16 protein-coding genes and 1 tRNA gene are annotated in these 19,501 nt (G+C 67.7%); 8 read left to right on the top strand and 9 right to left on the bottom strand.

All coding sequences use genetic code 11. The features are described from left to right. Nucleotides 1-53: 53 nt before the first annotated feature. Nucleotides 54-2,174: a RecQ family ATP-dependent DNA helicase gene (locus ACVT6V_RS08330; protein WP_489899333.1), complete on the top strand. Its 2,121-nt coding sequence runs from the start codon at nt 54-56 to the stop codon at nt 2,172-2,174. Between the two features lie 63 nt (nt 2,175-2,237). Here ACVT6V_RS08330 and ACVT6V_RS08325 read toward each other — a convergent pair whose 3' ends face one another. After that, the gene (locus tag ACVT6V_RS08325) at nt 2,238-2,666 is read right to left on the bottom strand and encodes an HIT family protein (RefSeq protein WP_489899332.1); all 429 of its coding nucleotides are present in this window, start codon (nt 2,664-2,666) and stop codon (nt 2,238-2,240) included. 176 nt (nt 2,667-2,842) lie between these two features. On the opposite strand from ACVT6V_RS08325, the gene ACVT6V_RS08320 reads away from it, so the two are divergent. Genes ACVT6V_RS08320 through ACVT6V_RS08310 form a run of 3 tightly spaced genes read left to right on the top strand, consistent with a single transcriptional unit; the run spans nt 2,843 to nt 5,300 of the window. After that, on the top strand, nt 2,843-3,844 hold the full coding sequence (locus tag ACVT6V_RS08320; RefSeq protein WP_489900751.1) for a DNA adenine methylase: 1,002 nt from the start codon (nt 2,843-2,845) through the stop codon (nt 3,842-3,844). Nucleotides 3,845-3,849: 5 nt separating this feature from the next. After that, complete coding sequence (locus ACVT6V_RS08315) at nt 3,850-4,464, top strand: hypothetical protein (protein ID WP_489899331.1); 615 nt, start codon at nt 3,850-3,852, stop codon at nt 4,462-4,464. After that, complete coding sequence (locus ACVT6V_RS08310; RefSeq protein ID WP_489899330.1) at nt 4,461-5,300, top strand: hypothetical protein; 840 nt, start codon at nt 4,461-4,463, stop codon at nt 5,298-5,300. The genes ACVT6V_RS08315 and ACVT6V_RS08310 overlap by 4 nt, the downstream gene beginning before the upstream one ends. Before the next feature lie 31 nt (nt 5,301-5,331). Here ACVT6V_RS08310 and ACVT6V_RS08305 read toward each other — a convergent pair whose 3' ends face one another. The 5 genes from ACVT6V_RS08305 to ACVT6V_RS08285 all read right to left on the bottom strand — a co-directional run bounded on the left by ACVT6V_RS08305 (nt 5,332) and on the right by ACVT6V_RS08285 (nt 10,175). After that, complete coding sequence (locus ACVT6V_RS08305; RefSeq protein ID WP_489899329.1) at nt 5,332-6,009, bottom strand: DUF899 domain-containing protein; 678 nt, start codon at nt 6,007-6,009, stop codon at nt 5,332-5,334. Between the two features lie 57 nt (nt 6,010-6,066). After that, nucleotides 6,067-7,554 carry a sensor histidine kinase gene (locus tag ACVT6V_RS08300; protein ID WP_489899328.1) on the bottom strand — a complete coding sequence of 496 codons (1,488 nt, stop codon included), beginning with the start codon at nt 7,552-7,554 and terminating at the stop codon, nt 6,067-6,069. Further along, a complete protein-coding gene (locus tag ACVT6V_RS08295) occupies nt 7,551-8,276 on the bottom strand; it encodes a response regulator transcription factor (RefSeq protein WP_489899327.1) in 726 nt (241 codons plus the stop codon). Before ACVT6V_RS08295 ends, ACVT6V_RS08300 begins: the two co-directional genes overlap by 4 nt. Before the next feature lie 298 nt (nt 8,277-8,574). Further along, the gene (locus ACVT6V_RS08290; RefSeq protein WP_489899326.1) at nt 8,575-9,777 is read right to left on the bottom strand and encodes a winged helix DNA-binding domain-containing protein; all 1,203 of its coding nucleotides are present in this window, start codon (nt 9,775-9,777) and stop codon (nt 8,575-8,577) included. Then, complete coding sequence (locus ACVT6V_RS08285) at nt 9,777-10,175, bottom strand: RidA family protein (protein ID WP_489899325.1); 399 nt, start codon at nt 10,173-10,175, stop codon at nt 9,777-9,779. The genes ACVT6V_RS08290 and ACVT6V_RS08285 overlap by 1 nt, the downstream gene beginning before the upstream one ends. Before the next feature lie 427 nt (nt 10,176-10,602). Here ACVT6V_RS08285 and ACVT6V_RS08280 point away from each other — a divergent pair, with 427 nt between their 5' ends. Continuing rightward, nucleotides 10,603-14,391 carry a WD40 repeat domain-containing protein gene (locus ACVT6V_RS08280; protein ID WP_489899324.1) on the top strand — a complete coding sequence of 1,263 codons (3,789 nt, stop codon included), beginning with the start codon at nt 10,603-10,605 and terminating at the stop codon, nt 14,389-14,391. A gap of 126 nt (nt 14,392-14,517) precedes the next feature. Here ACVT6V_RS08280 and ACVT6V_RS08275 read toward each other — a convergent pair whose 3' ends face one another. Both ACVT6V_RS08275 and ACVT6V_RS08270 read right to left on the bottom strand, forming a co-directional pair. Continuing rightward, nucleotides 14,518-14,784, bottom strand: coding sequence for a hypothetical protein (locus ACVT6V_RS08275; protein WP_489899322.1), 267 nt, complete (start codon nt 14,782-14,784; stop codon nt 14,518-14,520). 120 nt (nt 14,785-14,904) lie between these two features. Further along, on the bottom strand, nt 14,905-16,449 hold the full coding sequence (locus ACVT6V_RS08270; RefSeq protein WP_489899321.1) for a carboxylesterase/lipase family protein: 1,545 nt from the start codon (nt 16,447-16,449) through the stop codon (nt 14,905-14,907). Nucleotides 16,450-16,746: 297 nt separating this feature from the next. Between ACVT6V_RS08270 and ACVT6V_RS08265 the strand changes: the two genes are divergently transcribed. Further along, complete coding sequence (locus ACVT6V_RS08265) at nt 16,747-17,586, top strand: formylglycine-generating enzyme family protein (protein WP_489900750.1); 840 nt, start codon at nt 16,747-16,749, stop codon at nt 17,584-17,586. Between the two features lie 96 nt (nt 17,587-17,682). Here the strand turns inward: ACVT6V_RS08265 and ACVT6V_RS08260 are convergent. Then, a tRNA-Thr gene (locus ACVT6V_RS08260) sits at nt 17,683-17,757 on the bottom strand. A 4-nt stretch (nt 17,758-17,761) separates the two neighbouring features. Between ACVT6V_RS08260 and ACVT6V_RS08255 the strand changes: the two genes are divergently transcribed. Beyond that, nucleotides 17,762-19,213 carry a threonine/serine exporter family protein gene (locus ACVT6V_RS08255; protein WP_489899319.1) on the top strand — a complete coding sequence of 484 codons (1,452 nt, stop codon included), beginning with the start codon at nt 17,762-17,764 and terminating at the stop codon, nt 19,211-19,213. A gap of 125 nt (nt 19,214-19,338) precedes the next feature. After that, nucleotides 19,339-19,500: a hypothetical protein gene (locus ACVT6V_RS08250; protein ID WP_419219850.1), complete on the top strand. Its 162-nt coding sequence runs from the start codon at nt 19,339-19,341 to the stop codon at nt 19,498-19,500. Nucleotide 19,501 lies beyond the last annotated feature (1 nt).

Raw genomic sequence — 19,501 nt, 5'->3', positions numbered from 1 at the left:
ACAACCGGCACGTGGCCCGGGCCGGTGTCCGTGCGGACCGATAGGTTGGCGTCATGTCCTCCCCAGCAGCGACCCTGTCCTCCGACCAGCAGCAGGCCGCCGACCGGGTGATCGAGAGCCTGGCCGGTCCCGGCGCCCGCCTGCGCGACGATCAGCAGACCGCGGTGGCCGCTTTGGTACGGCCGGTTTCGGGCAGCGGGCCCGAGTCGGGAGCACGTGTCCTGGTCGTGCAGGCGACCGGTTGGGGCAAGTCGGCGGTGTACTGGACGGCGACGGCCATCCGCCGCGGAGAAGGCGCCGGACCCACCCTGATCGTTTCCCCGTTGCTGTCGTTGATGCGCGATCAGGTGAGCGCCGCCGAGCGGGCCGGCCTGCGAGCCGCGACGTTGAACTCGTCGAACTTCGACGCGTGGTCGGCCATCGAGGATGAGCTGCGATCCGGGGAACTGGATGTGTTGCTCGTGTCGCCGGAGCGTCTGGCCAATCCGGGATTCGGCCGTCGCGTCCTCGACGCCCTCGCCGGCCAGCTCGGTCTGCTCGTGATCGACGAAGCGCACGCGATCTCCGACTGGGGACACGACTTCCGGCCCGACTACCGACGCGTCTCCGACGTTCTGCAGACTCTCAACCCGCAGACACCGGTGCTGGCGACCACGGCCACCGCGAATGCCCGCGTGACCGACGACGTCGCAGCCCAGCTGGGCAGTCACACGCTGGTGTTGCGCGGGGCACTGGCCCGACGGTCCCTGCACCTCAATGTCATCGACGGGCTGGCACCGATCGAACGGTACGGCTGGGTGGCCCAGTACCTGCCCGACCTACCGGGCTCCGGCATCGTCTACGTGCTGACGGTCGCCGACGCGGACCGGCTCGTCGACGCCGTGAAGGCGGTCCACGGCCAGGACTTCCCGGTCGCCGCCTACACCGGTCAGCTCGACGGCGATCGACGCCACCAACTCGAGGACGCGCTGCTGCGCAACGAGGTGAAGGCGCTGATCGCGACGTCGGCGCTCGGCATGGGCTACGACAAACCCGACCTCGGTTTCGTCGTTCACGTCGGGTCACCCCCGTCACCGGTCTCCTACTACCAACAGGTCGGCCGTGCCGGCCGCGCTCTCGACGACGCCGTGGTGATGCTGCTGGCGTCGCGGACCGATGACGCGATCTGGGATCACTTCGCGACGGCCACGATCCCCGATCCGGACAGGATGCGGGTGCTGCTGGACACGCTCGCCGCGTCAGACGGGCCGATGTCGGTGCCGCAATTGGAATCATCCACCGGATTCCGAAGGGGCCGTGTGGAATTGATGCTCAAGCAGCTCGCTGTGGATGGCGCGACCGAACGTGGCCCCGACGGATGGTCGGCGACCGGGACACCGTGGACCTACGACGCGGAGCACTACGACGGTGTGATCGAGGTGCGCCGCCGCGAGGCCGACATCATGCGTTCGTATGTGGCCGGTCGACAGTGCCTCATGCAGTTGCTCACCTCGTCACTCGACGACCCGGCCGCGGAGCCGTGCGGAAGGTGCTCGGTGTGCCGGGGGACGCTGACCGAGCCGCTGTCGGCGGACGTGCCGGCCGAGACGGTGCGGACGATCACCGCCGCGCTGCGGCGGTCGGCCCTGGTCCTGGACTCCCGAAAGATGTGGCCGGGCGGCGCATTCGGCACCCGCGGCCGGATTCCGGCCGACCTGGCGGCCGAACCGGGACGGGTGCTCGCACATGCCGATGCGCCCGAATGGACCGACCTACTCGACGGCGCCCGCCGCGGCGACGCCCAGGCACTGTCCGATCTCGGTGATGCGGCTGTCGCGACGCTGTCGGCATGGGTACGCGAGACCGGGATACGGCCCGACGTCATCGGATCGTTGCGGCTGACCGGCACGCTGCTCGCCGAACGTGTCGCCGAGCATCTGTGTACGGTCGGACGCCGGCCCGGTCTGGCGGTCCCCGTGCGCATGGGTGATCCGCCCGGCCGGGACGCGACCGGCGCCACCGAGGCCGTCTACTGGCGCGACCATCTCGGCGAGATGCCCGACGTGGTGGGCCAGAACGTGCTGCTCGTGGCCGACGAGACGAGTTCCGGCTGGCCGATCACACTGGCCGCGGCCGCGCTACGGAAGGCGGGTGCGGCGGCGGTGATGCCGCTGCTCATCCATCGCACGGTGTGACGTGACTTGATCCCGGAGCCAACGGCTGCGTGGCCCGGACTCGCCTGTACCCAACCGGCACAATCAGGCGTTGGCCACGTATTCGCCGTAGCCGGTACTACGCAGGGCGTCGCGGATCTTCTCGGCGGCGGAGTCGAGCTCTTCCGGGTCGGGATCCTTGTCCGCATTGCCCAGGTCGAAGACGTCCATGCTCTCCAGCGGGAACACATGCAGGTGCACGTGCGCCACCTCGAGTCCGGCGATCATCGTGCCGACCCGCGACGCACCGAAGGCCTCCTTGACTGCCCGGCCGATCTTCTGGGAAACATCCGCCAGATGCAGGTAGGACGCGGTGTCCATCTGCTCCCAGTGGTCGACCTCCTTGCGCGGCACGACGAGCACGTGGCCGGGGGTCACCGGGTTGATGGTGAGGAACGCGACGGCCTGGCCGTCCTTCCACACGAATCGTCCGGGCAGTTCTCCGTTGATGATCATGGTGAAGACCGATGCCATGGGAGTCACTGTATCTCCGGTAGTCGCCGTGTTGTCGACGCCCTGTCAGAGCTCCATGACATTCTTTTCGTGTGAGTCGACCAGAGTTCACCCGCGGAGCGCGCGGGCCGATCCAGCACGCAGTGGGGTCGGTGGATGTCGTCGAGACCGCGCAACGGTTTCCGCGCCTGCGCTACATGGGTTCCAAGTATCGACTCCTCCCCCACCTCGAACGCACCTTCGCCGAGATCGGCGGGGCCACCGCGGTCGATGCGTTCTCCGGCTCGGGTGTGGTGTCCTACCTGTTGAAGGCCCAGGGCTTCCAGGTGATGAGCAACGACTTCCTGACGTTCCCGCACATCATCACCCGCGCGACCGTCGCCAACTCCAGCGTTCGGCTGGAACCCGAACTGGTCGAGGAGATCTGCGGGCCACCCGCCGACGACCGCGACTTCATCCAGACCACCTTCGACGGCCTGTACTTCACCGCGGAGGATCGCGCCTTCCTCGACTCCGCCTGGTCGCACATCGACCGCCTGCGTGGTTATCGCCGGGACCTGGCGATCTCGGCTCTGGTGCTCTCCGCTGCCCGCAAACAACCTCGCGGGGTCTTCACCTTCACCGACTCCACCCGCTACGCCGACGGGCGCCGCGATCTGCGGATGTCGCTGCGCGACCACTTCCGGCTCCGCTCGGTTGCCGAGTACAACGCGACGGTGTTCAGCAACGGCCGATCCAACCGCAGCGTCAGCGGCGACATCTTCGAACTGGACCTGGCGGCTCTCGACGGCCCGCCGGACCTGGTCTATCTCGACCCGCCGTACGCACCGCCCACCGACGACAACGACTACATCAAGCGGTATCACTTCCTCGAGGGCCTGTCCGCCTACTGGCGTGGCATGACGATCATGGAGCACACCAAGACCAAGAAGCTCACCAAGCGCTACACGCCGTTCGCCTACAAGCACAGCATCGAGGACGCACTCGTCCGCACGTTCGAGCACTTCGAGGACGCCGGCGCCATCGTGCTGTCCTACTCATCGAACGCGCTGCCAGGTGCCGACCGCATCGTGGACCTGCTCGGTAAGGTCAAACCGTCTGTCGAGGTGATCGCGATCGACCACAAGTACAGTTTCGGCACCCACGTCGCCGCCACCCGGCGCGACGTGAGCGAATACCTGTTCATCGGGCGCGACTGACCCAGATGGTGTTTCGTTCGCCCACACACCAAGTTTCCCGCTGGTCGAGTAGCGAGCTAGCCCCCCAGGGCGAGCCCGCGCATCGAGACCACGTCACGAGGTCTCGATACGCACGCTCGTACCTCGCGGGCTACTCGACCAGCGAAAGCTACGCGCGCAACCCGACCAGCGAAGATTGCGCCAGCAACTCGACCAGCGAAAGCTACGCGAGCGACTCGACCAGCGAAGATTGCGTCGGCAACTCGACCAGCGAAGATTACGCGAGCGACCCGACCAGCGAAAGCTACGCGCGCAACCCGACCAGCGAAGATTGCGCCGACAACTCGATCGGCGAAGATTACGCGAGCGACCCGACCAGCGAAAGCTACGCGCGCAACCCGACGAGCGAAGACTGCGCCAGCAACTCAACCAGCGAAGACTACGCGCGCAACCCGACCAGCGAAGACTGCGCCAGCAACTCAACCAGCGAAAGCTACGCGCGCAACCCGACCAGCGAAGATTGCGCCAGCAACTCAACCAGCGAAAGCTACGCGCGCAACCCGACCAGCGAAGATTGCGCCGGCAACTCGATCGGCGAGGACGACGGCCACGCGAACCACCGTTGGGCCCAAGCGCGATGAGTGACGCGGGCGAGTTCGACGACTACCTGAACACGTTGGGTCGGTTGACCTCTCACGTCGACCCGACGGCGTCCACGCCCGAGGCCGAACGCATCACCCAGGCCACCGCGAGCCTCGGCGACGTCCTCGACACCGACATCGCCGGTCTCGCGGCCTGGGTGCGCGACCACCCCACCGACGTCCCTGTTCTCGGGCTGGCGGTCGGGTTGTCGCAGGAGAAGCTGAAGAACGTCCTGCGCGACCGCTTCGGCACCACCGGCTGGCACGGCGTGGCGCGATCGCAGCCGGTCGACCTGATCACCTGGCTCGACGCCGAGTTCGATCTCGTGCGCATGCTCCGAACCCAACTCGACCGCACCTATACCTTCGCCGACATCCTGGTCGCCCGGGCCGGAAGCCGCGTCACCGCGACCCGGGCCGGCGCATCGGGTCGCCGCATCGAGGACGAGATCGAGGCGATCGCACAGGATCTCGGCCTCGACTACGTGACACGCTCACGGTTCACCGGCCGCAACGGACGGACCGCGCCCGCCGACCTCATCATCGGCGACCCCGACACCGCGGACATCGTGGTCGCGGCCAAAGGCTTCGACTCGACGGGCAGCAAACTCACCGACGCCGTCCGGGAGATCGAGGAGATGGCGGAGGTCCGCCTCCCCAAGCAACTCGTCCTGGCCGTCATCGACGGAATCGGCTGGAAGTCACGTCAATCCGACCTCAGGCGTATTCACCAACTGTGGGCCGATCGACAGATCGACGGCATGTACACGCTCGTGAGCCTGGACCGTTTCCGCGAGGACGTCCGCGAGTTCGCCACGCTCCGCAAGCTCATCTGAGCGTTTCATCGCCAGCGAACCCCTCTGTCCGTCAGCGGCCGTACAAACGGGCGACGTCTGGGGAGTCCAGCCAGCCGGAGTAGGTCGGCTTCTGCGGCCAACCGTCCGGGGAGTCCTGCCACACCTCTTGCCGGCCCCACGGCAGGATGTCGATCAGCGGGAAGGTGTGCGCCAGCTGTTCCACCCCGCGCCCGGTCGTGTGCCAGGTGCGGTACACGGTGCCACCGTCACGCAGGAACACGTTGAGCGCGAATCCTTCCCCGGGGCCGGCATCGACATCTTTCCCTAACGAGCTCTCCGAGGACGAGTACCAGTCCATCTTGTTGCCGACCTTCGCCTTGTAGGCGAGCGCTTCGTCGATGGGCCCGTTGGTGACGATCACGAACCGGGCGTCGTAATTGTCCAGGAAGTCCAGCCGGGTGAACTGCGAGGTGAAACTCGTGCAGCCGCCGCACTGGAACTCGGCGTCGTCGAACCACATGTGGTTGTAGATGATCAGCTGCGATCGCCCGTCGAAGACGTCGACGAGCCGGACCGGCCCGTCGGGCCCGATGAGTGTGTAGTCCGGCATCGCGACCATCGGCAGGCGCCGCCGCTGGGCGGCGATCGCGTCCAATTCGCGTGTCGCGGCCTTCTCCCGCGTTCTCAGCTCGCCCAGTTCGGCCCGCCAGGTCTGCTCATCGACCACACGAGGTATGCCGTTCGTCATGGAATTCCCTTTCGTCGCCTACCGGGTAGACCAACGGTGGGCCGTCAACTCATCGGTTCATTCGGTCCGCCGCGGCAATCGAACCCAGAAGGTCGAGCCCTTCCCGGGCGTCGAGTCCACGCCGACAGTGCCGTTGTGTGCCTGGACGAGTGCCGCGACGATCGACAGTCCGAGCCCGCTGCCACCGCCGTTGCCCCCGCGATGGCGCGACGAGTCACCACGATAGAACCGTTCGAAAACGTGCGAGGCCTCGTCTGGTGTGAGGCCCTGGCCGGTGTCGGTGACACTCAGGACGACGTCGTCGCGGCCGTTGCCGCCCTCGACCGCGACGCCGACGGTGATCGACGCCTCCGGGGGCGTATGGGCGATCGCATTGTTGATCAGGTTGCGCAGCACCTGCAGCAACCGGGGTGCATCGCCGGTCACCATGGGTGGTTCCTCCGACTCACCGATCTCGATCCGGATCTCTCGTTGCGGCGCGGCGACAGACGCGCTGTGCACGGCGTCGGTGGCGACGGCGAGCACGTCGACTGGCGACTGGTCGATCGGGCGGTGCGCGTCGAGGCGCGCGAGCATCAGCAGATCCTCGACGAGCAGCCCCATCCGACCTGCCTCGGTGTCGATCCGCCGCATCGCGTCACCCGGATCGGGCACGCCACCCTGCTTGTACAGCTCGGCGAATCCCTTGATCGAGGTGAGCGGGGTGCGAAGTTCGTGACTCGCGTCGGCGATGAACCGCCGCATCTTCTCCTCGGAGGCGCGGGCCTGCTGTTCGGAGGCTGCGGTCCGTGCGAACGCCCGCTGGATCTGGCCGAGCATGGTGTTCAGAGACCCGGACAGGCTGCCGACCTCGGTGTTGGGTGGCGCCGACGGCACGCGCATGTTGAGGTTGCCGGCCGCGATCGCGTGCGCCGTCTCCTCGACGCGCCGCAGCGGCCGCAGGCTCGTTCGGACCAACAAATAGCTGAGCACACCGATCGCCACCACGACGAGCGCCCCGATCCCCAGTTGGAGCCACATCAAGCGGGACAGGGTCGCGTTGACGTCACTCAGCGGTGTCGCGACGATGGACTCGCCGTAGGGATTGGCCTGTTTGACGACCCGCCACTTCGGACCGCCGCTGTCGACCGAGTTCACGGTCGTCGGTCGGGTGTCGCCGTCGGGCAGCCCGTCCAGATCGGGTTCGTTGCTGAAGTCGTTGTTGACGATCGTGTCGCCGGTGCTGATGGTGATCATCGAGTAGTACTGCGAGGGTGGTCGTCGCGGGCCGGCGGGCGGTCCCTCGGTGGGCATCGAGCCCGGGTCATGCGGGCGGGCCCAGGTGTGCACGGCGTTGATGAGCCCTTCGTCGGTGCGCGACAGCAGGTCCTGCTTCATCGCCGAGGTGACGGCGAGGCCGGAGGCGAGCAGCCCGAGCACGACGAGAACAAGCGTGAGTCCGACCAACGACAGTCGCAGCGGGATACCGCGTTTTCGCGTCCGCCCCTCCTCGGATTCCGCCGGCGGCGGCCCGGTCGGGCGGGGGGCGACGGCTGTGCTGGTCATCCCCGGGGCTCGCGCATCACATAGCCGACGCCGCGCAGGGTGTGGATCAGTCGCTTGTCCCCGGTGTCGAGTTTGCGGCGCAGATACGACACATACGATTCGACGACGTTGACCTCTCCACCGAAGTCGTAGTTCCAGACATGATCGAGAATGCGGGGTTTGGACAACACGGTGCCGGCGTTGACCATGAAGTACCGCAGCAGCGTGAACTCGGTGGGCGAGAGCGGGACGAGTTCACCGGCCTTCCACACCTCGTGTGTCTCGTCGTCGAGTTCGATGTCGGCGAAGGTGATCCGCGAGGACTCTTTGGCCTGCTGATCGAACCCACTGCGGCGGAGCAGCACCTGCAGTCGTGCGACGACCTCCTCGAGGGAGAACGGCTTGGTCACGTAGTCGTCACCACCGATGGTCAGGCCGTTGATCTTGTCCTCCACCGAATCGCGGGCCGAGAGGAACAACGCGGGCGCCTCGACTCCGTCGGCACGCAGTCGCCGCAACAGTCCGAATCCGTCCATTCCCGGCATCATCACGTCGAGGACGAGCACATCCGGCTTGACGCTTCGGCACTTGTCGATGGCCGCCGGCCCGTTCTCCGCGGTCGCCACGTCGTAGCCCTGGAACTTGAGCGACACCGACAGCAGCTCACGGATGTTCTCCTCGTCGTCGACGACGAGCACCTTGGCTCCCTGACCCGCTGCCTGACCATTCACAGATTCGCTCATGCCATCACCTTCCATGACCAGGCTGCCACGAGTCTGCAATCTTGCTGGGAGCTTTCTGTGAGTGTTCACCTGCGGGGATGGCCCTTCGTGACGCTCGCGAGCTCGCTCCCTTCGTGACACTCGCAAGCTCGCTCCTCAGGGCGGCGCCTCAGGGACCGAGTTGGTGACGCTCGCTCTGCAGGGCAACGCCTCAGGGTCCGGGTGGGTGACGTTCGCAGCTCCGCCCCGCCCGTCCTCCGATCCAGCGAGGACCCTATCTCTCCGATCCCTGAGGAGCCTCCGAGCTTGTGAGGATGCGTCACGAAGGGGCGGCCCCGCGCATGAATGGTGCCGGGTAGCCCGGCGACGGGCGCACGTCGCCGAGCCACTCACCGAGCGCGTCCGCCCGATCTCTCAATGCTCGGGTCGCAACCTTCGGGAGCTTCTCGAACGTGTGCACGTCGATCCGACCGTCGGCCTTGTCCTGGCGCCAACCACCGACGATGCGCCCATCCCACCAGGCGGTCTGTCCACCGTTGCCGTTGCTGTCGAATGCGTGCGACGCGTGCGGCCCGAGGTAGAATTCGCGCTGCTTCCAGCCCATCGTCGTGGGGTCCAGTTCCGGCAGCAGCAGCGCCTGTGGTTCCACGTCGCCGCCGATCTCGTCGCCGGTCACGTCGTCGGCCAGCAGGTAGCCGACCTCACCGCGCTCGAGATCCACCTCGACGACGTCCAGCTCGGCCAACGCCGCCCGGACCGCCCGCTTGGTCGATCCCGTCCACCACACGAGGTCGGCCTCGGTCCCCGGCCCGAACGATCGCAGCCAGCGCCCGATGAGGGCACGGTGGCCGTCCTCGACGCTCATCGGCACAAGGGGTTCGCCGAGCCAACTCGTCATCGCCACCCACGACGGACGCGACAGGATCCAGGACCCCGAGTTCGGTCCGCGGACGATGTCACCGGCGGCACTCATCATGTTCAGCACACGCGGCCCCATCGGGACCTTGCCACCCCAGGACTTGCCCACGCCGTAGACGATGTGGCCGTCGAGTTCGGGGAGACGTTCCCGCAGTTCGCTCGACGTGCGGGCCGCTCCGTCGGCGAGGTCGCCCAATACTGCCGCGCGGGCCCGGTCGATCCATCCCTCCGGGTCGTCGAAGTCGTCACTGCGCCGCAGGTCGCGCAGCATGTTGGTGCGTTCCGACGCGGTGACCCGAGGGCCAACCGCTCCGACTGCCTCAGCCAGGACCGGCCGGCTGAACACGAAGAGGGTGCGGCGCATTGCGAGCTGCTTGACGACGCACCGATCCTCATAGAGGGCGGCGTCCATCAGGTCGGGGACGAACCCGTCGACGCGCGCCCATGCGGAGAGGTAGACGGTCGACGGTGTGGTGGCGTGCAAACCGACCAGATCGTCGGCGACCTCGGTGACCGTGGACGCCCAGGCGTCGGCGACGAGTCGGTGACGCCGCAACAGGCGACTCCTCCGGGCCGCGTCACTGATGCAGGGACGAACTGTCATCACACCGGTGGTGCCGCGATCGCTTCGATCTCCACCACCTGGTCGTCGTACGGCAAGACCGTCACGCCGAGCATCATCGCCGGCGGCACCCCGTCGGCGAACTCGTCGGCGACCGCTTGCCAGGCGACCACCAGATCCGCCTGGAGATGCTCGGCGACGTAAATGGTGAGCTTCGCGATGTCGGCCATCGAGGCGCCCTGCTCGGCGAGCACCGTGGCGAGGTTCTGCAGACATCTTCGGGTCTGGCCGACCACATCCCCGGGCGCGACCACGCCGCCTTCGGCATCGAGCGGGCTGATCCCGGCGGTGAACAACAGCGGACCGGGCGCCACACTCGCGCTGTAGGCGAACCCACCGTCGTGCAGAGCTGCCGAACCGTTGAGCCGAACACGCGTCATGCGGGTGATCCTACGTGCCGGCTCCGACGTTCCCGGGTGCCCTTCGGTGCGAGAAATCCGCTGCAGCCGTTGCGCGACCCGCACCCCCGACTCAAGCGGCGTCCGTCACGCCACCGCGCGTCGTACAACGGCTGCAGCCACGCGCTCGACGGCGGTCTCACGCGCTGATACCAGTCCACCCCGGCACCGCTCGGTAAGCCAGCCGCCGGTCGTCGGACGCGACATCGACGCAGTTCAGCGTGGAATCGAACATTCCGGACCGGACACCGGACGTCGCCGGATACGCGGGATCACCACGTAACGGTCCGTCCGCCGGGGAGCCGAGCTGGCCGGTCGGGCGTGTCCCCGCTCACTCGAATGGCGGTCGCGGCCTCGGTGAGCGCATGATTGGGCCAAGTAACGGTCGGGGGATCTTCGGTGATGGTGAGTGGACTTCGGTAGTGCGTTGGCGCGGCTGTTCGTACAGGCCGGGCGGCCCACTCTACGGGCCGCGGCCGCGCGGTCGACGGTCTCTGCCCAGCGAATCAGCGATTGGCGCAACGGGCGACATCTGCCCCGCGATTTCGCCACGGTCGAGCCCCTCCTGCTGTGGCTCACCACTCGCGCCGTGGCGAGCGGACAGGATGATGTGCTCAGCCTTCCGCAGTGGCGGGAGCTCTGGGACAAACACCTGACCGAGGCCGACGACGGCGACCCGGACCCGGTGACGTCGGCGTCCACCACGGTGAACCGGCCGTACGCGGGCCTCGCCACCCTGACCGTCGCGGACAGCGCTGTGTACTTCGGGCGCGACCATCTGGTGGCCACCCTGGTGGACACCATCCTCGAGGCAGCGGCGTCGCCGAGCGGCCCGCGCGTCGTCATCGTGGCGGGCGTGTCCGGGTCGGGGAAATCGTCCCTGCTCGGTGCCGGTCTCGGGCGTGGGCCACGGGTGGTACGCCCGCGTCGTGCCACCATCACCGCCGCGGGTGTGCACGTGGACGCCCGGAGGCCCACCGGACGGGGTGGTGACGAGGATGCTTCCGACGGTGATCAGGTCGACGTCATCGTGCTCGATCAGTTCGAAGACGTCTTTGCGCAGGCTGACGAGACCGTGGTCGACACCATGCGCGACGTCGAGGCCCTGGCCGCCGACGCCGTCGTCGTACTGGGTGTGCGGGCCGACTTCTTCGGACCGTGCGTCGAGTTCCCGTTCCTCACCCAGGCCTGGCAGTCACGATGCGTGATCGTGTCCGAGATGACCGGTGGACAGCTGCGCGAGGTCATCACCGGTCCGGTGCGCCTTGCCGGCGGGCGGATCGAGTCCGGACTGGCGGACGTGATGATCAACGACCTGCACGCCGCCACCACCATCGGCGACCGCGCCGGACGACTTCCGCTCCTCGCCCACGTCCTCGCGGCGACGTGGGCGCGTCGATCCGGCAATCGGATGACGATCTCCGGATACCGGGCCACCGGCGGGATCGCCCGCGCCGTCGCCGACACCGCGGAGGCCGCGTGGTCGGCCGTCGAGCCGGAGGATCGCAACCTCGCCCGGGCGCTGCTGTTGGCGCTCGTCCATGTCGGCCCCGGCGGAGTCGCGCTGCGCGTGCCGTTGCACACCGACACCATCGCCGACCGCTTTCCCACCCGCATCTCGTCGGTGATCGACATCTTCGCGCAGGCCCGACTGCTCATCGTGACGTCGGACTCGGTGTTGCTCGTCCACGACGTCGTCCTCACGGCGTGGCCGCGCCTGGCCGAATGGATCGCCGCGGACTCCGGAATCCACCTCTGGCGACAGCAACTCGACACCGACACGACCGCCTGGGTCGAGACCGGACGCAGCCGCTCGTTCCTCTACACCGGTTCCCGCCTCGACGACGCCAGGCAACATCGGGCCGCGCTACGCCGCAATTATCAGCACCTGCTGTCCGCGGAGAGCGAGGCCTTCCTCGACGCCGCGCTCACACAACAACGCCGTCGACGGGTGGTGCGGTTGTTCTCCATCACCGTCGTCGTCGTGCTCGCAGTCGTGTCGACGATCACCGCGGCCATCGGGTTCCGGCAGGCGCACGACCTGACCCAGCAGCGCAACAACGCCGAACGGGCCGCGCTGCTGTCGCACATCGACAGCCTGCAACAGTCCAATCCGTCGCTCGCGGCGCGGCTGCTGCTCGTCGCCCAGAGCCTGTACCCCGATGATCCAACGGTCAGCCAACGCGTTCTCGGTGCCGCCACGAGTCCCCTGGCCAGCCCGCTCGACGGCCACACCGGACCCGTCTACGACGTCAGCTTCGCCGCCGACGGAAGCATGTTCGCGTCGGCCAGCGGCGACCGCACGGCCCGCGTCTGGGCACGCGGGAGCGACGGATCCTTCCACTCGGTGGCCACCCTCACCGGCTACGGAAACTATCTGACATCCACCGCGTTTCATCCATCCCGACCGCTGCTGGCCACCGGCAGCGGCGACGGCACGGTGCGCATCTGGGACATCGGGACCCCCGCGGCACCCCGACAACACACCACCGTCAGCCCGGGCCACGGAACCGTCTACCTGGTGCGGTTCGCCCCCGACGGACGTCACCTGGCCGCGTCGTCGGACGACGGGTCGGTGACCATCTACGCGGTCGCCGACGACGGCGGACTTCGCGAGACGGCAGTACTGCCCGCGCATGGCGGCGCCGCGCGGACGGTGGCCTACAGCCCCGACGGACGCCTTCTCGCCACCGGCGGCGACGACCGCGTGGTGCGCCTCTACGACACCCGCGACCCCGACCTGCCGGTTCCCGCGGGACCGCCCATCACCGGATTCCCCAGCATCACCCATTCGGTGGCCTTCAGCGCCGACAGCCACACCCTCGCGGTGACCGGCGACAGCCCCAACGCACAGTTGTGGGATGTCGGCGACCCGCGACATCCCGTGGCACTGACCACGTCGCTGCCCGGCACCACTGCAGGCTCGTGGTCGATCGCTTTCGGCCCGCAGGGCGACGAGCTGGCCACGGCCCGTTCGGACGGCCGGGTCACGGTGTGGAACACCATCGATCCGACCATGCCGGCGACCCTGTGGGCGTTGCAGTCGTCGAGCGACCAGGGGACCCCGGAGCAGGGTTCGGTCCGCACGTTCTCCACGGCGTTCAGCCCCGACGGCACCTGCCTGCTGGTCGGCCGGTCGGACGGCACGATCGACGAGTGGAACCTGCCCACCGGGGTCATCCCCGACCGCGGCGGAACCGTGACCGGGTTGTCCAACGACTCGGACGCCACCGTGCTCGGCAGCGTCGGCACCGACACCTCGCTGAACATCTGGACGACCGGGCCGGACGGCTGGATTCGACAGTCACGCACACCGATCGAGCGGCGCGTGAACGATCACCCGTCGGTCAGCGTCAACGCCGCCGGGACGCAGGCGGCGACCGCCAACAACAACGGTGGGGTCGTGCAGCTCTGGGACATCAGCGACCGGCAATCGGTCCGACCGGCCGCTGAGCTGAGGGTGGCGACGCGCTACACCAACGCGATCGCGTTCGCGCCCCACGCCGATGTGCTGGCGGCGGGGGCCACCGACCGGACCGTGCAACTCTGGAACACCGCCGAACCGCGCCGTCCGGTACGCATCGGTGCGCCCATCACGGGCCCCGGCGATCTGATCCGCAGCGTCGCATTCAGTCCCGACGGCCGTCGCCTGGCGGTCGCCTCCGACGACAAACGGACCTACCTGTACGACCTCGACGGCGATCGGATGTCCCCGTCGGCAGTGATCACCGACACGAGTCCGGCCGCACAGGCCATCTTCAGCCGCGACGGTGGGACCCTGATCATCGCCGCCCGAGATCTCACCACCTGGGACGTCCGCGACGGACGGCGGACACTGATCGACCGCAAGCCGAACATCCACGCCGCGACCCTGTCCCTGACTCCGTCGCGACTGGTCGTCGGTACGGCAACCCACCACCTCATCACCTTCGCCCTCGACGAGGGCCGCCTCAGCGACCAGCAGGCCATCGTCCCCCTCATCACCACCACCGATACCACGACGAAATGGCAGCTACCCGAACACTTGTCGATCGACGACACGATCATCACCGCCGGGGACGTGACCGGCAGCATCCACCTGCAGACCACCGACATCGACACGGCGCGCCACTGGATCTGCGCGAGCACAGCACCCCTGACCGAGCCGCAACGGTCGACGTACCTGCCGCACACCGACATCCCCGACGAATGTGAGTAGCGCGCCGAGGCACCCTCACACGACGAAACCCGCCGGAACGAGCTCCGGCGGGTTTCGTTTGTTCGGCACCCGAACTGTCGGGTGCTGTGGACCCAGTACTCGGGCCTATTGAGTACTTGGGCCTACTCAGTACTTGGGGAACAGTGACAGCGCCAGCTCGCCGACCGGGCCCAGTTCCGGGTTGGTTGCGACCGCACGGTCGATGCCCAGCTTGATGTTGTCGAGCGTCGGAGCGGCGTTCTCCACCGTCGGCTCGATCTTCGGTAGCGGCTCGGCGCTCGCCGGTGCCGCCGCGAATGCGAGTGCACCGGCCATGGCCGCCCCGGCCAACCCTGCGCCGACCACGCGTCCGAACATGCGCCGCGAACGTCGCTCGTTGATTTCCTTGCCCATCGCGTCGACCGCCTCTCCCCCCGCACCACGGCGAGAATCGTGATGAATGCTGCAGTGAACCAATGTAGGCGGTCGACGAGCGACGGTGCCCACCGACATGGTTCACGTCACAATCGTTATCTATCGGAAGCTCAGCACCTCGTCGCCCCACGCCCGTCGGATGTCGCCGTCGAGGTCGTCGACGATGCGATCGGTCTGGTCGATCACCAATGTGGTTCGGGTGTGCGCATCGAATACCGGCCATCCCAGCGTCGGCTCCGCGGCCGGTTCACCGTGGTGCGCGAACCTTGTCCAGCGTCGCTGCATGCGTGCGGAGATCTCCTCGCCGACCTTTCGTCCGCCGAGCTTGAAAGTGATGTCGGCGGGCCCGGCGACCAGATTTCCCCACAAATACGGCAGTTCGGTCGCGTGTGTGGCGCCCACGCGAAGTGCCCGCAACATGCGCGTCGCCCAGTCGAACCGATAGAGGTAGACGGGCGCGTGCCCACTGTGCGATTCGGCGAGCCACAATGTCGGCATCCGGAAGGCGATGTCGCGGGCGACGCCGAGACCGGCGACCTTGGGGCGCATGCCGGAGTACGCCGAGGTGATCTGTGCCCGCGCGGGCAATGTCACGTCGGGGTATTCGGCGATCATGGCGGCGAACATCCGCTCGATGTCGGCCGGGGTGATCGGCATGAGCGGCGATTTCATCCATTTGAACAGGGCGGCTTCGTCCTTGTTCGTCCCGATCAACAACGGCACCGACAGCGATTCGCCGGCCCGGAACACGTCCATCGGGTGTCGGGGCACCAGATCTCCGTCGATGACCGGCGCGAACGCGATGGTGCCCGGATTCTCGGCCGGGACGTCGGTGAACGTCTGCATCGTCGCCGCGGTGATCTCGTCGATGCCGAGCGCCTCCACCCCGGCGCCGTCGCGGGGAATCCCGGCGGCGGTCAGGAACCGCTCGGCGACCCGCGCAGAACGCTCATGGTCGTACATCGACGTCGCAGGTGAGCTCTCGGCGATCGCCTTGTGGAACAAGCCGTGTGCGGTGGGCATCGTCAGCAGCGTGGTGACGATGCCCGCGCCGGCGGATTCGCCGAACACCGTGACGTTGGCCGCGTCGCCGCCGAACCCGGCGATGTTGTCGCGCACCCAGGTCAGCGCGAGCAGCACGTCACTGAGCGCGGCGTTCGACTCGTAGCGTGGAGATGCGGGATCGTTCAGCGACGTGAGGTCGGCGAACCCCAGCGCACCCAGCCGGTAGTTGATGGTGACGACCACGACGGCGCCGTCGGTGACCAGCTTCGTCGCGTCGTAGAGCGGCTGGCTGCCGGACCCGAAGACGTATGCGCCGCCGTGCAGCCACACCATCACCGGCAGCAATCCTGTCTCGCCCTCGACGGCCGGTCGCCAGACATTGAGGAACAGGCAGTCCTCGTCCATGGTGGCGTCCTTGCCGAGGCCGATCGCCGGATTGCGTTCCTGCGGACAGACCGGGCCGAAGTTCGTCGCGTCGACGATGCCGTCGTGGGGCTCCGGGGGACGGGCGCGGCGCCACCGCAGGTCACCGACCGGCGCCGCGGCGAAGCGGATGCCGTGCCAGACGTCGACGCCGGACCGCGTGGTCCCGCGCACCATTCCACCAGTGGTGGGAACGACAAGTGAATCCGATGGCATGGGTCCATCGTGGCCGGTTTCGCCTTGTGACGCCCGCAGAAGTGGGTCGTGTCTCTCTGGCGCGTCTCCGGGCGGTGTGTCACGGAAATAGGTGACCGTATCCGGTGGAGCGATCAGCGTTCTGGTTCGGCGGAGGAGGGAGCGATAGCGGCGCTGTCGTGACCGACGACAACGCAGCCAAACGCAGCCAGGCGTCGATCGAACGCCGGAGACGAGTCACCTGTTTCCGAGACGCAGCACTAGTGTCGAGGGGTGACACCCACCGAGCTGATCTCATTGCCCGGCGGTCCGTTCACCATGGGTTCGGACCGGCACTACCCGGAGGAGCGCCGTGCGCACCAACGTGTCGTCGCGCCCTTCGCGATCGAGCGCCATCCGGTCACGACGGCGCAGTTCGCCGCCTTCGTCTCGGCGACCGGGTACGTCACCGTCGCCGAAGAGACCATCGACCCCGCCGAGTTCCCCGACGCCGATCCCGCGGAACTGGTGCCCGGTTCGGTGGTCTTCACCCCGACGGCCGGGCCGGTGGATCTCCGCGACTGGCGGCAATGGTGGCGTTGGCAACCGGGTGCCTCGTGGCGACGGTCGCAGGGCGACGACGACGCCGACGACCGCGGGGACCATCCGGTCGTGCACATCGCCTACCGCGATGCGACGGCATACGCGGAGTGGGCGGGCCGACGATTGCCGACCGAGGCCGAATGGGAGTACGCGGCGCGCGGTGGTGTCGACGGACTCGACTTCGCGTGGGGTGACGAACTACGGCCCGACGGTGTGGACATGGCCAACACGTGGAAGGGCAGATTCCCGTACCAGAACGACGGCTGGGGAACCACATCACCGGTCGGGACCTATCCGCCGAACGGCTTCGGCCTGGTCGACATGATCGGCAACGTGTGGGAGCGATGTGTCGACGTGTACACGCCTCGTCACGTCGTACCCGAGACGCCGGTCGTCGAGGCAGAAGGGCGGCCCGATCTCCTCGCGCCGACCACATCTCCCCACATCATGCGGGTCACCAAGGGCGGCTCGCACCTGTGTGCACCCGAATATTGCCAACGGTATCGGCCGGCCGCGCGATCGGCACAGTCCGACGATTCGGCGACCTCTCACCTCGGGTTCCGCTGCGTGGTCTGACCCGGGCCCGACGGCCGAGATGAGACTGATCACATGACGGAACGTCGGCGGCCCCGGAAAGCGTTCACTGTCGGGCCCCACACCGAGGAAAACTGTTGGAGCCCCCTGTCAGGATTGAACTGACGACCGCTCGCTTACAAGGCGAGTGCTCTACCACTGAGCTAAGGAGGCCTGCGTGCGCGAGTATATCGGCCGCGCGTTGGGGTACGTGAACCCCGTCCGGCTGATCGGAGACAGCCAGGCGACGATCGACACGATCGAGCCCGGCAGCATCATGGTCTCGCCGCGTAAACCGATCGACCGATTCGACGTCGCGGCCATCACCGAGGTTCTCGATCTCTCGACCAAGATCGGGGCCGTACTGCTCGACTCCGGCACCGCCGCGATCGACACGCAGCAGCAGATCGCGTTCGTGTGCGGTGTCTACGGTATCGAGGACGTCGAGGTCGACGTCACCTACAACACCATCGTGGTCAGTGCCCGACGTGGCGCGACACTGCCACCGATCACCGCGATGGAACAGGTCTACTACCGCTCGATGGACTTCACCCGGCTCGCACAGATCGACCGACTCGTCCGCCGCATCCGCGACATGGCGCTCACACCGTCCACCGCGCACCGGATGGTCGACGAGATCATCACGGCTCCGCACCCCTATCCACACCGGGTCGCGACGTTGGCCTGGGGACTGATGGCGTCGGCGGTCTCGGTCCTGCTCGGTGGCGCCGCCTTCGGCGCAGTTCTGGCGTTCCTCACCACGATGGCCATCGTCACTGTGAACCGCCGTCTCAACCGGATCGGCACACCGGTTTTCTTTCAGCAGGTCACGGGCGGAATCATCGCTGTCGTTCCGGCCGCGGTGACGTTCGGGCTCACCGAGAACCTTGGTGTCCAACTCTCGCCGTCGTTCGTCATCGCGGCCGGCATCGTCGTGCTCCTGTCCGGGCTGTCCCTGGTCGGCTCGGTCCAGGACGCCATCACCGGCGCGCCGATAACCGGTGTGGCCCGGTTCTTCGAGCTGCTGTTGATGACCGGCGGACTCATCGCCGGTGTCGGTATCGCGATCAGCCTCCTGGAGCACACCGGCATCTATCTGCCCACGATCACCCCGGAGACCACGTTCCCCGCGGTCGAGTTGCCTGTCCGAATCCTGGCCGGTGCCGTCGCGGCGTTCGCGTTCGCCCTGGCAAGTTATGCCGAGAAGCGCGCGCTGCCGGTGGCGTTCCTGGGTGGGGCGATCGGTGCGACAGTCGTCGCCACAGCGTCGTTCGTCGCTGCGATGGGCGACGTGGTGGCCAGCGGCATCGCCGCGGCGCTCGTGGGCCTCGTCGGCGGCCTGCTCGCCCGGCGCGCACTCACTCCACCGCTGGTCGTCGCGGTCGCCGGCATCACGCCTCTGCTCCCCGGTCTGGCCGTGTATCGCTCGCTCTACGGCATCCTCGGCGATCAGACGGTCGAGGGGATCACCTGGATGACCAATGCGCTCGCCATCGGATGCGCCCTCGCCGCGGGCGTGACGCTCGGCGAGTTCATCGCCAGGTCGCTGCGCCGTCCGCAGCTACCGGTGCGCCCGGCGTGGATGTCGATGCTGCGGCGCAATCGCCTGCAGGCGTACCGCCGACGCTAGCGCGGTCTCGGCCGATCCGGTCCTGCGGAACAGGTAGAATCGGGTGTCGCGCACACTCACACCAGGCGTGCACTCTGCCAGCGGCCACCGCCGATGGCAGACCGACGTGAAGTAGAAGGACTCGAATGCCTGCGAAGACCACCGACATCACCGACGACGAGTTGGAGCCGGTAGCCGACGAGACCGCCAGTTCGGCGCGCCGCGTCGTCGCCGCTTACGCGACCGACGCCGACGAGTGCCGGATGCTTTTGGCGATGCTGGGGATCGCACCCGGCGAGAACGCCTGAG

This window comes from Gordonia sp. LMA167 (assembly GCF_058130025.1).
This window is presented reverse-complemented; position numbering and strand designations above follow the sequence as displayed.

Coding starts and splice junctions, on each gene's coding strand:
- ACVT6V_RS08330 (WP_489899333.1), top strand. CDS start 54: ATGTCCTCCCCAGCAGCGACCCTGTCCTCCGACCAGCAGCAGGCCGCC.
- ACVT6V_RS08325 (WP_489899332.1), bottom strand. CDS start 2,666: ATGGCATCGGTCTTCACCATGATCATCAACGGAGAACTGCCCGGACGA.
- ACVT6V_RS08320 (WP_489900751.1), top strand. CDS start 2,843: ATGGGTTCCAAGTATCGACTCCTCCCCCACCTCGAACGCACCTTCGCC.
- ACVT6V_RS08315 (WP_489899331.1), top strand. CDS start 3,850: ATGGTGTTTCGTTCGCCCACACACCAAGTTTCCCGCTGGTCGAGTAGC.
- ACVT6V_RS08310 (WP_489899330.1), top strand. CDS start 4,461: ATGAGTGACGCGGGCGAGTTCGACGACTACCTGAACACGTTGGGTCGG.
- ACVT6V_RS08305 (WP_489899329.1), bottom strand. CDS start 6,009: ATGACGAACGGCATACCTCGTGTGGTCGATGAGCAGACCTGGCGGGCC.
- ACVT6V_RS08300 (WP_489899328.1), bottom strand. CDS start 7,554: ATGACCAGCACAGCCGTCGCCCCCCGCCCGACCGGGCCGCCGCCGGCG.
- ACVT6V_RS08295 (WP_489899327.1), bottom strand. CDS start 8,276: ATGAGCGAATCTGTGAATGGTCAGGCAGCGGGTCAGGGAGCCAAGGTG.
- ACVT6V_RS08290 (WP_489899326.1), bottom strand. CDS start 9,777: ATGACAGTTCGTCCCTGCATCAGTGACGCGGCCCGGAGGAGTCGCCTG.
- ACVT6V_RS08285 (WP_489899325.1), bottom strand. CDS start 10,175: ATGACGCGTGTTCGGCTCAACGGTTCGGCAGCTCTGCACGACGGTGGG.
- ACVT6V_RS08275 (WP_489899322.1), bottom strand. CDS start 14,784: ATGGGCAAGGAAATCAACGAGCGACGTTCGCGGCGCATGTTCGGACGC.
- ACVT6V_RS08270 (WP_489899321.1), bottom strand. CDS start 16,449: ATGCCATCGGATTCACTTGTCGTTCCCACCACTGGTGGAATGGTGCGC.
- ACVT6V_RS08265 (WP_489900750.1), top strand. CDS start 16,747: ATGGGTTCGGACCGGCACTACCCGGAGGAGCGCCGTGCGCACCAACGT.
- ACVT6V_RS08250 (WP_419219850.1), top strand. CDS start 19,339: ATGCCTGCGAAGACCACCGACATCACCGACGACGAGTTGGAGCCGGTA.